Origin of the sequence: Pantoea sp. EA-12 (assembly GCF_030053355.1) — a bacterium.
Lineage (GTDB): Bacteria > Pseudomonadota > Gammaproteobacteria > Enterobacterales > Enterobacteriaceae > Pantoea > Pantoea vagans_C.
The window spans coordinates 86,617-100,457 of the sequence record NZ_JASGBY010000002.1 but is presented as its reverse complement, the minus strand read 5'-3'; the positions used below and the strand labels follow the sequence as shown (position 1 = coordinate 100,457).

The following is a 13,841-nucleotide window of genomic DNA, read 5'->3' as shown; positions in this document are numbered from 1 at the left end:
CTGGGGCGGATTTTCCGCCCCTTTTTCTTCCTCGTCATCATTCGAGCCACAGCGGCGTTGGCTGCGTGATCCAACCCCAGTCACTTACTGATGTAAGCTCCCGGGGATTGTCTCACTTGCCGCCTTGCTGTGACTCGAATGATTTAGGGGAAGGTTTTTGTCAATAATACACACAGCACAGTCTTAGGAACTTCCGTGATGGAACGCAACAGCATATTGGTTAAGAGAAATAACGGTATGATTTTTCAGAACAAAGCCGATTCCTTTCTGATAGCTGCTCGCGTTACCGTTAAATCTGGAACAGCTGTTTAAGAGGTGCTGGCAATGCAGGACATCCGCTTCTCAATTGTCATTCCCGCGTATAACGCGTCGGAATCAATTGTCACAACGTTAGATTGTGTCAAAGCGCAAACTTACCGCAATTTTGAGGTCATCATCGTTGATGACAAATCCGCTGATGCGGCTGAGCTGGCGCAGGTGGTGCAGAGTGAGCGTTATCAGGACTTGGATATCAAGCTTGAACTCTCTCAGGTCAAACTCAACGGTGCTGGTGCCCGCAACAAAGGTATCGAGCTGGCAGAAGGAGATTTTATTAGCTTCCTTGATGCCGATGACGAATGGCGTGAAGACAAACTGCAGGTGGCGTATGACACCATCACCAAACTTGAGGCGCAGGGCAAATCGCATTACCTGATCTTCAGCCAGGTGAACATTCACCAGGATGGCAACTTCCTGAAGGTAATGCCGATGCAGCCGCCAGGAAAAGACGAAACCGTGGCGGAGTATCTTTTTGGCTGCTACGGCTTTATCCAGACCAGCACCATCGTGTTGAAACGCGAAGATGCCGAGAAAATCCGTTTTGATGCGCGCTACATTCGCCATCAGGATTATGACTTCTGCATCCGTGCCGATCGCATGGGTTATGACTTTGTGATGATTGACCAGCCGCTGACCACCTACCATCTGGTGACCAAATTTGGTTCCAAACACAAGGGTGAGTCGGTGAAGTACTCCTTCTTCTGGCTGGATACCATGAAACCGCATCTGACCGCGCGTGATATCCATACCTACAAAGCTTTCAAGCTGCCGCTGCGCTACAAGATGGATGGCAATTCACTGCTGGCGAGCCTCAGTTTTGCGCGTTATTTCTTCCTGACCAACCGAGACAACCGCGCTTACTTTATGAATCGCTTGCTCGACAAAGTGAAATCGCGCTTCTCGGGTGGACGCGCCGTTTCCTGATTCATTTTTAACGACTTTCACTTGCTCCCACATCGGGGGCAATTTTTTGGTTCCTGACACTCCGGGTATTCAAATGACAAATCATGTTGGCACCGTCGGTATCGTGATGCCGATGTATAACGCGCGTAAAACGGTATTGCGCGCGGTTGAGTCGATCGTCAAACAGACATACAGCGACTGGCATCTCTACCTGGTGAACGATCAGTCCACTGATGATTCTTTAGCGTTTGTGCGTGAACACTGCACCGATGCGCGCATTACCATTCTCAACAACGAAGTGAACCTTGGCGCAGCGGAAACCCGTAATGTCGGTTTACGTGCGGCAAAAGAGGAGATCATTGCGTTCCTCGACAGCGACGACGAATGGCATGCCGATAAGTTGGCGGAACAGACCGCCGCTATCGCCGCAGGTGATGATTTTGTTATCACGCATTATCACTACAAAACCAAAAGCGCCGACCACGACATCCTCTACAGCAAACCCTATCTGCAGCAGGAAAACTTCGTGAAGAAGCAATATCGCGTGTGCTTCTCTTCCGTGTGTTTCCGCCGTCCCCCGCAGGGCATCTTCTTCCAGCGCAAAGGGCATGAAGACTTCCTGTTCCTCTACGAGTTATTCCTCCGCTACAAACAAGCTCGGGTGATTCAGAAGACGCTGGTCAACTATTACGAGCTGGGCGACTCACTGTCTCGCAACAAGAATAAAGCGGCGAAATGGCACCTCGAATTATTAAGAATTATCTATAAAAACAATCCGTTAAAAATCTATTACTATTACACGTGGTACATGGTGAATGGCGTACTTTTCGCCCTTAAGCATCGTTAAACCCTGCATCCTTCGCGCTGTAACTGCGTTGGCTGCAGATGTCCAACCCAGTCACTTACTGATGTAAGCTCCTGGGTATGAACATCTTTGCCGCCTTGTTACAACGCGAATGATTTGGGTTTGGGTTCAAATTTTGAGGTGGAAAGGTTCATGAAAAAGATAGTTTTGGTCATCAAAGATGCCTACTCGTACGCGGGTACTGAGAACATCTGCAACTTCATGTCGGAGTGCCTCGGTGAGCAGCACGCCGTCACCATTTATTCGCTGGAAGGGCATGGCAAAACTTTTTACCCGTTCGATCGCGTGAAACAGATTGTCAGCTTTGAAGGCCACAGCAACCCAATTAAAAGCGCCGTGGCGGCTATCCATCAGGAAGGTTTCGACAGCGTATTCCTGATCAGCATGGGCCGCCTGAGCGTGATGTTCGCCTTCTGGAACCTGATGGCGATGAAGAAAAAACGCTTCAAAGCCTATGCCTGCGAACACATCGCCATCAACTCCTTTAGCAAGCCGATCAAGCTGCTGAAATGGATGCTGCTGCGCTATTACGACCAGGTGATTGTGCTGACAGACAAAGATCACCAGGTGTTCAGCCGCTGGAATATCGCCAGCCAGCAAATCCCGAATCCGGTGGTGTACAAAGCGTTTCAGCGCCAGACGCGCAGCCGTCAGGCTTTAGCGGTGGGGCGTCTGGATAACCAGAAAGGTTTCGATCTGCTGCTGGATATCTGGGCCGACTTCAGCAAAACCCATCCTGAGTGGAAGCTGGTGATTGCCGGGGACGGCGAGCTGCGCCAACAGCTGCACGACCAGGCCGCTGCGCTGGGCATCACTGATAGCGTTAATTTCGTCGGCAAAGTCAGCAACATCAATGATTACTACCGAGACAGTGACATGGCGCTGATGACCTCGCGCTATGAAGGTCTGCCGCTGGTGTTGCTGGAAGCGAAATCCTGGTCACTGCCGGTGGTGGCATACGACTGCCCAACCGGGCCGCAAGAGATCATCAACCATGGCGAAGATGGTTTCCTGGTGCCGATGAATGACAAATCGACGTTCCTGGCGCGTATGGACCAGCTCGCCAGCGATGACGGCCTGTTCTACGCCATGAGCGAAAAAACCAAAGAAACTGCGCTGAAGTTTGACGGTAATCAGATCAAACAAAGCTGGCTGGCGCTGGTTTAAGCGTTGGCTCTCGTGCCTCCGGGATCACTTTTATGGCTGCCTGGCAGCCCATGACCACGGGATTGAAAGCATGAAAAGAAGAGAAGTCTTGCAGACTGCAGCCTCCTCCATTGTTGCCGCGCTCTCAGTGAGTGCATTTTCCAGCTACGCCGCAAAAAGTGGTCAACCTGCGTTGAAGGCTGTCGATCCGTCCAGCGTACCGCAGGGCGATGTCCCGATTCTGACGCCGGAAAATGTCTACACCATGCCGCCTCAGTTCTGGCAGAACTTTGAGGGCAAACTGTGGATCGGTAAAGCGGGCAGCGATGCCAGCCAATCCGGTAACCAGATCCCGGTATTCCTGCGCGATGCCAACGGTAAAGTGTCACAAATCAGTCAGCCAATTGCGTTGAATAAAGGCAACTTTGCTCAATTTATTCACGATAATGCTGCGTTAATTGCCGATCCTGCCCATTCAATGGTGGTGGAGGATAATCAGGGCAACACGCTGTTTTCGATTACCGACGTATCGCGCCCCAATCAGAGCAACTTCAGCCAGCGCTTGGCACAGCCAAATGGCTACCAGCTGATTGGCGAAATTCCTTCCGTTGATGAGCTGCGCAAAACCCGTCCGCTGTTTGCTGGCGCTAAAATTAAGCTGAAAAGCTGGCACGAAGGGCTTGAAGTCGGCGGCGGCGAATTTGTTGGCGCATTTGGCGAAGGCAAAGATGATGGCGGCGTGATCTTTTCTGGCAACGGCTTCTACTGGCGCCGTGTGGTGGAAGATTTCAACCGCCTGACGCTGTTTGATTTTGGGGCCATCGCCGACGGTAAAACCGACTCGGCACCGGCGATCAAAGCCATGTATCAATGGTCGCATGATGCCGAACAACCGATCTGCGTGCAGTTCCCGGCCGGGACCTTCTTTGTCTCAGGCTGCGATTTCGGCAATGAGCAGTTGCGCTTCTTCCGTATTTCGGGCGCGATGGTTAACTTCGGCTACTTCCCCGCGACCACACTGGTATCGGATGGTCGCTCCGAATTTCTGTTCTCGGTGAACGCGCGCTGGACTGAAATCTCCAACCTCAATTTCAACGGTAACAACGACTCGCGTCCGAATAAGCAGGGGTTGTTCCACAACACCTGTCCGGGCGGTCAGTTCTTCCGTGGTGCCTGCCTGCGCTTCAACCGCGTGGGCGGCGTGTGTCTGAGTCTGATGGACACGCTGGATTGCAAAATTGACCAATGGTATGCGGAAACCTGTACAGGCGATGTGATCAAAGCGACCTGGTCCGGACAGAAAGTGGGCGTGTGGGATCACAGCACCGCGATTGAACTCTCTAACTTCAATGCGCAGCACTGCTCCGGCGGCAAAGTCCTCAATCTGCCACGTTGCGGTCAGTCGATTATTCACAACGGCTGGATTGAGCACACCGAACATCCCGGCGACATCTCTGACGGTCAGTGGATTATCGATGCACTAAGCCTCGAAGATTGTAAAAACCCGCTGATTGCGCACAACTCGCGCCTCAATATGCGTCAAACCAACCTGCAATCGGGTAGCTGGATCGACAACTCGCTGCAGGGCAAACCCTGGTTGAGCATGTGGGAGATGGGATCGACACGCGTCGAGTCTTACGGTGTCGCCATCGATGGCAGCCTGAAATACAACTACATCACCTCGCGTTTCCGCTTGAGTAATAACACCAATCAAGAGACCTGGTTTGAGTTAGGTAACTTCTACTCTCCGGATGTAGGTGACAGCTGGGAAATCGAGGTGTTTGGTCAGTCGCAGTTTAACAACGGCACCACCAATCAACCGCTGATGGATCCGATTGACGGTAAAACCACCGGAGGGCGTGCGGTTATTCATCTGCAACGCAAAACCAAAAATGCTGAGGCAACCTGGTCGGCAGAAGGCAGTTCACCGGTATTGGAAGTGCGCTTTGACCCGCGTAGCGAGGCCGACACCAGAGTGTTCGTTAAGCTGGCGGGCTGGATGCCAACCGCGGTGGTGCTGATTAAGAGCACGGCCAAAGACCGCTTTATGACCGGTCGCTGCGCGCGCGTTGACGCCAAAATGGACAAAGGCAATCCGAGCAATGGCAGCCAGCAGGCAGCACAGCGCTTCAGCCTGCATAACGGCAAAGCGGGGATTGGCGGCAACGAGCAGGGCGATCTGCTGCTGGCGTCTCGTGCATTGAAGCCGGAACAGGTGGATACGCGTGAGCCGAAAGGGTTTGTTTCGGTGGTGATTAACGGCGAGCAGGTCGCTCTGCCGTATTTTGCGCTGAAGTCTTAGTTTTAACGGCGCGATTTATCGCGCCACCAAGAGTGTTATATGGCGGTAAGGTGCGCATTAATGCGCACCGCTAGATTTATTTAGGGCATTGTTCCCATTGCAGTTTTTTAATACAGAGTTCACTTTGCCAGTTCAGGAAATGGCGCGGCTTGCAAAATTAAAAAAATTTTATCTGGAGTTTTTATGAAGATTTTATTGGTGGGAAACCATACCTGTGGAAATCGTGGGGATGGCGCGATTTTACGTGGACTGATTGATTCACTGCATTCCTCGCGTAAGGATCTCGATATTGATGTGATCAGTCGTTATCCAACAAGCTCCGGATACTTACTGCAGCAGGATATCCAGCAAGATTCCCTGTTCCTGCACAACAGCAAATCCGCCAAAGGGCTGGTGGGTACGGTAAAACGTAAAGTCGCAAACCGCTTAATGCCCGACATCATGATGGCGCACTTAGGCAAGGGCGGCTTGTACAAATCGTTTTCAGTGCCACCGCATCTGGAAGCGTTCACCAAAAGTCTGGCGCAATATGACGCGATCATTCAGGTTGGTGGTTCGTTCTTCGTCGATCTGTACGGCGTGACGCAATTCGATCACGCGCTCTGTGCGCTGATGGCGAAAAAGCCGCTGTATATGATTGGCCACTCGGTGGGGCCGTTTGAAAATCCACGCGTGAATGCGCTGGCGAACTTCGTGTTTGACCGCGTTGACAGCCTGGTGCTGCGCGAGGAAGTGAGTTTCGACCGCCTGAAACAGGATGGCGTCACCACACGTCGCGTGAAGAAGGGCGTGGACACCGCCTTCCTGGTGGAAGCGCGTCAAGTGGAGAACCCAAGCCATAATCTGCTGCACTGGCAAAATATCATCCGCTCACGCAAAACCATCGCCATCACCGTGCGTGAACTGGCACCGTTTGATAAACGTCTGGGCGTGACGCAGAAAGAGTATGAAGCCGCATTTGGTCGAGTGATTAACGCGATGATCGCCGAGGGATATCAGGTCGTGGCGTTCTCAACCTGTACTGGCATCGATAGCTACGCGAAAGACGACCGCATGGTGGCATTAACCCTGCGCGACCACGTCGACCATCCTGAGCATTACCATGTCATCATGGACGAGTTCAACGACCTTGAAATCGGCATCCTGCTCGCTGATTGTCACCTGACTATCGGCACCCGCCTGCACTCCGCCATCATCTCCATGAACTTCGGTACTCCGGCTGTGGCCATCAACTATGAGCACAAATCGCTCGGTGTGATGAACCAACTCGGCCTGCCACAAATGGCGACCGATGTACAAAGCCTGATGGACGGTTCACTGATCGACAAAGTGCAGACCGTGCTGGCGGACTACGACAATGTGAAGCGCAAAGTGGACACCGCGGTGGCGCAGGAGCGTGAAATGGGTAACCGCATTACGGCAGAAATTCTCAACGTGCTGGGGTAAGTGATGAAGCTGACCTTTTTCACCATGCGTTTTCCGGTTGCCTCTGAGACGTTTGTCCTCAATCAGGTGACGCATTTCATCGATGCAGGCTATGACGTGGAGATTATCTCCGTGTTTCCCGGCGATATGATCAATCGTCACGCCGCGTTCGATGATTACAATCTGGCAGCGAAAACTCACTATTTACTGCCGGAAGAGAAAGTCTCGAATCTGGATAAGCTGACGCAGCGTATTGGTCTGATGCTGCCGAAAATCGCCAAACCGTCGCTGATCAAATCGCTCAACGTCGGGCGTTACGGTGCGCAGGCGAAAAAGCTGCTACTGCCCGCTATTGTGGCTAACGCGAAGCAAACCTTCACCGCTGATGTTTTTCTGGTGCACTTTGGCTATGCCGGTGCGCTGGCGAATAAATTGCGAGAACTTGGCGTGTTGAAAGGCAAGCAGGCCACGGTGTTCCATGGCGCGGATATCTCGCGCCGTCACATTCTTGAAGAGCACAAGCTCGATTACGTCAACCTGTTCAAGCAGAGTGAGCTGATGCTGCCTATCAGCCATTTGTGGGAGAACAAGCTGATCGAGATGGGCTGTCCGCGCGAGAAAGTGCATGTCACCCGCATGGGCATCGAGCCGGAGAAGTTTAACTTCAAACCGCGTGAGGCCTTCCACCAGCCGCTGCGCATCGTCTCGGTGGCACGTCTGACCGAGAAGAAAGGGCTGGATGTGGCGGTGAAAGCCAGTGAGATCCTGCGCAATAATGGTGGACAGTTCCAGTTCACCATCATCGGTAACGGTGAGCAGGACGGCATGATGCGCGAACATATCGCCCGTGCCGGGCTGGAAGCGTTTGTCACCATGCCGGGCTTTAAACCTCAGGAAGAGATCCGTCAGGCGCTGAATGAAGCGGATATCTTCTTGTTGCCGTCTAAAACCGCAGCGGACGGTGACATGGAAGGTATTCCGGTGGCGTTGATGGAGGCGATGGCGGTGGGCTTGCCGGTGGTCTCCACCTATCACAGTGGTATTCCAGAGCTGATACAGAACAACGTGAGTGGCTGGTTGGTTTCCGAAAACGACGCCGAGGAACTGGCAGAAACGTTACTGCGCTTATCGCGTGGTGATGTGGATGTGGCACCCGTGGTCGCGGCCGCGCGTCACAAAGTGGAAACTGAGTTCAATCAGCATATCGCCTATGGCGAGCTGGCCAAAATTCTGGAGCAAATGGTGTGAGCGGATTAAAAAAACAGGCCGTTTGGCTGTTTGGTAGTACCTGCTTCGCAGCCCTGTTGCAGGTTCTCCAGCTTAGCGTGCTGGCGCGCAAGCTGGAAGCGCATGAGTTAGGTTTACTGGCGATCATCAACGCCATTCTGGCGGTGGCAACGGTGTTGCAGGACATGGGGATGAGCAGCTACATCGTGCATCGTCAGGACATCAACCGTCGCCAGCAGAGCACCATCTACTGGGTCAACGTCTCACTCAGCTTGTGCACCGGTTTGATTATGCTGGCCATCGCCTGGCCGGTGGCGTGGTTCTATCACCTGCCAGAGTTGACCGGGCTGATTATGCTCACCAGCCTCAACTTCCTGGTGCTGGGGCATTTGTCGCAGTATCAGGCGCACTATGTGAAAGCCAAGCGCATGGTGACGTTGGCGAAGATTGAGATGGCGACCAAGCTGTTCGCGTTCCTCTGCACCGTGGCGATGCTCTATTTCACCTCGCTGACCGTTGCTGCTGCAATCCTCGGGCTGTTTATTAATGCCTTTACCCGCATCCTGTGCATGATCTACTTCGGCGAGAAATCGTGGCGTCCGACGTGGGAATTTGAAGGTAAAACCTTCTTCAGCGCAGTGCGTTACGGCATTTATCAGCTCGGATCGCAGACCATTAACCAACTGCGTACTCAAGCGGATGCGTTGATTGTTGGTAAGGTGATGGGCGCAGAAATGCTGGGTATCTACTCACTGGCGAAAGAGCTGATTCTGCAGCCGCTGAAGCTCGTCTCACCAGTGATTAACCGCCTGGCGCTGCCGCGTTTCGCGGAGAAACAGCACGATCCTGAGCAGTTGAAGAAGCTGTTCCTGAAGGGCACCTTCGTCATCATGCTGTTCAGCAGCCTGATGTATCTGGCGATTGGAATTCTGTCGCCGGTGATTGTGCGTGTGCTGTATGGCGCGTCGCATGAGCAGGTTTACCATCTGATTCCGCTGATGCTGCTGTTCGGCATGCTGCGTCCGATGGGCGGCTTGACCGGTGCAATCTCGCAGGCCAACGGTAAGACCAACGTCGAGTTCTACTGGAATATCGTCGCGAGTCTGGTGGTGGTGGTGGTATTGGCGACCACTTACATCTGGCCAAATGTGCTCTACGTGGCGCTGACACTGTCCATTTCGCAGGTGTTGATCTCCGCCTTTGCCCATCCGTTCTTCATTAAACCGGTGATTGGCATTCGCTTTGTACCCTATGCACGCCAGTGGGTGTCAGTGTCGGTGGTGTTTGTCGGTCTGATGCTGCTGGTGAATCACTTCAATCTGTTTGTGATGCCGGAGTGGTTTGAGGGCTGGCTGTAATTCACGTTAATGGCACCGCTACGTATATCCTTTCGTAGCGGTGCCATTTATGGCGCGCCCTGGCAACCGCACCGCTGCCTGAAAGCGTGATAAATCGCGCCGCTCCGTTTTACCCGCCTGGCGCCATTAAAATCGCTGCAAAATCCCCTGAAACCATTCTGAAAATCACTGGTCTTATCCTCCGTTCAAAATCCGGCATCCTCCCACTGTTTTTCAGCAGTTTAGCCCGCGCATTTCACACGCGTCAGGCGAAACGGCAAAGGGACATTTTGACGATTTTTGATGTCGTGACAGAGAGTTAGTGCCGGTTTTTCAGATAAAGATTATACTTGCTGCACCGGCCGATCCTGCATAATCGACCCCACGTATTCACTTCATGAAATGGAATAAATATGACCAAGCTTAAAGCAGTAATCCCGGTTGCGGGTCTCGGTATGCATATGCTCCCTGCAACGAAAGCCATCCCAAAAGAGATGCTGCCAATCGTCGATAAACCAATGATTCAATACATTGTTGACGAGTGCGTGGCTGCGGGCATCAAGGAGATTGTGCTGGTCACCCATGCTTCCAAAAATGCAGTGGAAAACCACTTCGACACCACTTATGAGCTGGAAGCGCTGCTTGAAGCGCGTGTTAAACGTCAGCTGCTGAGCGAAGTGCAATCAATCTGTCCGCCGGGCGTAACCATCATGAACGTGCGTCAGGCGAACCCACTGGGTCTTGGCCACTCAGTACTTTGTGCGCGTCCAATGATCGGCGATAACCCGTTCGTGGTGGTATTGCCAGACGTCCTGCTCGATGACTCTACCGCTGACCACCTGCGCTATAACCTCGCTGCGATGGTTGCGCGTTTCGAAGAAACCGGCCACAGCCAGGTACTGGCGAAACACATGCCGGGCGAAGACCTGACCGAATACGGTGTCTTGACCACCGAAGCGCCGATTGATAACCCAGGCGACATCAGCACCATCACCAACTTCGTTGAAAAACCAGAAGCGGGTCAGTTAGATTCAGACCTGACCGCAGTGGGCCGCTATGTGCTGTCTGCTGATATCTGGAAAGAGCTGGAAAACACCGAGCCAGGCGCATGGGGCCGTATCCAATTGACCGATGCCATTGCCTCTCTCAGCAAGAAGAAGCCTGTTGATGTGCAATTGCTGACCGGAACCAGCTTCGACTGTGGTAAAAAGATGGGCTACATGCAGGCGTTCGTCTCTTACGGTCTGCGTAACAACGCGCAGGGTCGTGATTTCCGCGAAGCTATCCAGAAAATCCTGGCGAAATAATCCATTCTCATGCCGCGCCACTTGCGCGGTTTAAAGGAGTACACATGGCTATTTTGGTAACGGGAGGAGCAGGGTACATCGGCTCCCATACGGTGCTGGCGCTGTTAGAGCGCGGTGACGACGTTGTGGTCCTGGATAACCTTTGCAATGCCTCACGCGAAGCCATCAACCGCGTGGAGAAACTCTCTGGTAAGAAAGCGGTATTTGTCGAAGGCGACATCCGCGATCGTGCCTGCCTGCGTGATCTGTTTGCTGCCAACGATATCTCTGCGGTGATCCACTTCGCTGCGCTGAAAGCGGTGGGCGAATCCACGCGTATGCCGCTGGAATATTACGAGAACAACGTCGCAGGCACCGTGGTGCTGCTGGAAGAGATGCGCGCAGCGGGCGTGTGGAACTTCATCTTTAGCTCATCAGCGACCGTTTACGGTGCCGATGCGCCAGTGCCGTATGTGGAAACCACGCCGATTGGTGGCACCACCAGCCCGTATGGCACCTCTAAGCTGATGATCGAATTCGTGATGCGCGACTTCGCTAAAGCGGACCCGAACTTCAAAGCCATCGCGCTGCGCTATTTCAACCCTGTGGGTGCGCATGAGTCGGGTGAGATTGGTGAAGACCCAACCGGCATTCCTAACAACCTGCTGCCGTACATTGCGCAGGTGGCGATTGGCCGTCTGGAGAAGCTGGGTGTGTTTGGCGATGACTACGACACGCCAGATGGCACGGCACAGCGCGACTACATCCACGTGGTGGACTTGGCCGAAGGCCATCTCAAAGCGCTGGACCATCTGCCGAAGGTCACCGGTTACAAAGCCTATAACCTCGGCGGCGGCGTAGGCTTCTCAGTACTTGAGATGATCAAAGCGTTTGAGAAGGCGTCGGGTAAAGCGATTCCGTTTGAGTTCAAACCCCGTCGTGACGGCGACCTGCCGGCGTTCTGGGCGGATGCGAGCCTGGCGAACACCGAGCTGGACTGGCGCGTGACGCGCGGGATCGATGCGATGATGCGCGATACCTGGAACTGGCAGAGCAAGAACCCGGAAGGGTTTAAGTAATCCACATTGAATTGATCAAAACCCGGCATCTGCCGGGTTTTTTTATGGGTAAAATAACTAACATTGATTGGGTTATTTTTAGCCACATCATGGTTTTCAAACACAGAATAATCCTAAACGAACCTGAGAAAAGATTAACGCTCTAACTCATCATCTACTTGTCTCTGTAAGAATGACGGTGATCCTTTAACTATCTGTTAAAGATACTATATTCATTGCAGTCAATGAGTTGTAGATAAGCGGAACGATTAGATGGCATAAAGATTTGTAGCAGTCTCATAAGACAATAACCATGTTATTTCATCAGCACAAAATGTATTATTTGCGATGGCTTTAGTTATAGCTGGGGCTTGTTGAATTATTAGACGCCTGTGTGAAAAGAGGCGGTGAGCATAAAAATTGACTTGTTACACAGCATATTGGTTGCTGCAAGCCAAGGGCGGTAGCGTGGCTGTTTTTTAAATTGCGATGAAAAAATAACCCGCTCTAAATTGATATAGCAGTTTTAAATGACACATTAGAGGTTGTGGAATGTTACTTCCCGTAATTATGGCCGGAGGAACCGGCAGTCGTTTGTGGCCCCTTTCACGCGAACTCTATCCAAAGCAGTTTATCAGTTTGCATGGACAGCATTCGATGCTGCAGGAAACCGTAAACCGTCTGACCGGCGTTGAAGCACGAGCTCCGTTGGTTATTTGCAATGAAGAGCACCGTTTTCTGGTGGCAGAGCAGCTTCGTCAAATCAAAAAGCTCTCACACAACATTATCCTTGAGCCAGTAGGACGTAATACGGCGCCAGCGATTGCTCTAGCCGCACTTAACGCAATTGAGCAAGGTGATGATCCGGTCCTGCTGGTGTTAGCAGCGGACCATGTCATTGATGACCGGGCAGCATTCCATCAGGCCATCACGACTGCGACCCAATATGCCAAGCAAGGGCATTTAGTGACCTTTGGCATCGTACCGACCGGACCAGAGACCGGCTACGGTTATATCCAGCGTGGCAGCCAGATCGCTGGCGATGAGAATGCACCATTCGGTGTTCAGCGCTTTGTTGAAAAGCCAAATCTTAAAACAGCTGAAGATTATTTAGCGTCTGGCGAATATTACTGGAACAGCGGCATGTTCATGTTCCGCGCGAAACGCTACCTGCAAGAGTTAGAAAAATTCCGCCCGGACATCCTTGAAGCCTGTCAACGCGCGATGGCTAACGTGAAAGAGGGCAGCGACTTTATCAGTATTGATAAAGATGACTTTATCGCCTGCCCAGATGAATCCGTCGATTATGCGGTGATGGAGCAGACTGATGCTGCAGTGGTCGTGCCACTGGATGCGGGCTGGAGTGATGTTGGTTCATGGTCTGCCTTGTGGGAAGTGAATGAGAAGGATGAAGCAGGTAACTCACTCAAGGGTGATACTTTCCTGCACAACACCAAGAACTGCTATATCAACAGCGAAGATCAGCTGGTCGCAGCTATTGGGGTAGAAGACCTGGTTATCGTCAATACTAAAGATGCTGTATTGGTCGCGCGCAAAGACCAAGTACAGGATGTTAAACGTGTGGTTGAATTCCTGAAAACGGAATGCCGTAGCGAGTATCGCCGCCACCGAGAGACCTATTGGCCATGGGGCCGTTGCGATTTGATCGTCAACACCGGCCGATTCAATGTGAATCGCATTACGGTTAAACCGGGCGAATCGTTTGAGCTACAGATGCACTACCATCGCACCGAGCACTGGGTGATTTTGTCGGGTACCGCGAAGGTCACGATTCAGGATAAGACGCTTCTATTAACAGAAAATCAGTCAACCTTCATTCCTATTGGCCATCAGCACACACTGGAAAACCCAGGCAAGATTCCGTTAGAGCTACTGGAAATCCAGTCGGGATCTTACTTAGGCGATGACGACCTCATTTTGATTAAAGAGCAATTTGCCCGTAAATAAGGATAC

The 13,841-nt window shown here is 52.3% G+C and carries 10 protein-coding genes; all 10 read left to right on the top strand.

The window, feature by feature from the left end:
* Nucleotides 1-324 precede the first annotated feature (324 nt).
* The 10 genes from QMZ30_RS03175 (at nucleotide 325) to QMZ30_RS03130 (ending at nucleotide 13,835) form a co-directional block, all read left to right on the top strand.
* On the top strand, nucleotides 325-1,242 hold the full coding sequence (locus QMZ30_RS03175; RefSeq protein WP_283226382.1) for a glycosyltransferase family 2 protein: 918 nt from the start codon (nucleotides 325-327) through the stop codon (nucleotides 1,240-1,242).
* Nucleotides 1,243-1,315: 73 nt separating this feature from the next.
* Nucleotides 1,316-2,068, top strand: a complete 753-nt coding sequence (locus QMZ30_RS03170; RefSeq protein WP_283226381.1) for a glycosyltransferase family 2 protein — start codon at nucleotides 1,316-1,318, stop codon at nucleotides 2,066-2,068.
* A gap of 150 nt (nucleotides 2,069-2,218) precedes the next feature.
* On the top strand, nucleotides 2,219-3,253 hold the full coding sequence (locus QMZ30_RS03165; protein ID WP_283226380.1) for a glycosyltransferase: 1,035 nt from the start codon (nucleotides 2,219-2,221) through the stop codon (nucleotides 3,251-3,253).
* A gap of 70 nt (nucleotides 3,254-3,323) precedes the next feature.
* Nucleotides 3,324-5,534: a phage tailspike protein gene (locus tag QMZ30_RS03160; RefSeq protein WP_283226379.1), complete on the top strand. Its 2,211-nt coding sequence runs from the start codon at nucleotides 3,324-3,326 to the stop codon at nucleotides 5,532-5,534.
* 183 nt (nucleotides 5,535-5,717) lie between these two features.
* Entirely contained in the window at nucleotides 5,718-6,980 is a 1,263-nt protein-coding gene (wcaK, locus tag QMZ30_RS03155; protein ID WP_283226378.1) for a colanic acid biosynthesis pyruvyl transferase WcaK, read from the top strand.
* A gap of 3 nt (nucleotides 6,981-6,983) precedes the next feature.
* Nucleotides 6,984-8,207: a glycosyltransferase gene (locus QMZ30_RS03150; protein WP_283226377.1), complete on the top strand. Its 1,224-nt coding sequence runs from the start codon at nucleotides 6,984-6,986 to the stop codon at nucleotides 8,205-8,207.
* Nucleotides 8,204-9,544, top strand: a complete 1,341-nt coding sequence (locus tag QMZ30_RS03145; RefSeq protein ID WP_283226376.1) for a lipopolysaccharide biosynthesis protein — start codon at nucleotides 8,204-8,206, stop codon at nucleotides 9,542-9,544. The genes QMZ30_RS03150 and QMZ30_RS03145 overlap by 4 nt, the downstream gene beginning before the upstream one ends.
* Nucleotides 9,545-9,936: 392 nt before the next feature.
* A complete protein-coding gene (gene galF, locus QMZ30_RS03140; protein WP_039327814.1) occupies nucleotides 9,937-10,830 on the top strand; it encodes a UTP--glucose-1-phosphate uridylyltransferase GalF in 894 nt (297 codons plus the stop codon).
* Between the two features lie 44 nt (nucleotides 10,831-10,874).
* On the top strand, nucleotides 10,875-11,888 hold the full coding sequence (gene galE / locus QMZ30_RS03135; RefSeq protein ID WP_058973878.1) for a UDP-glucose 4-epimerase GalE: 1,014 nt from the start codon (nucleotides 10,875-10,877) through the stop codon (nucleotides 11,886-11,888).
* 531 nt (nucleotides 11,889-12,419) lie between these two features.
* The gene (locus tag QMZ30_RS03130) at nucleotides 12,420-13,835 is read left to right on the top strand and encodes a mannose-1-phosphate guanylyltransferase/mannose-6-phosphate isomerase (protein ID WP_283226375.1); all 1,416 of its coding nucleotides are present in this window, start codon (nucleotides 12,420-12,422) and stop codon (nucleotides 13,833-13,835) included.
* Nucleotides 13,836-13,841 lie beyond the last annotated feature (6 nt).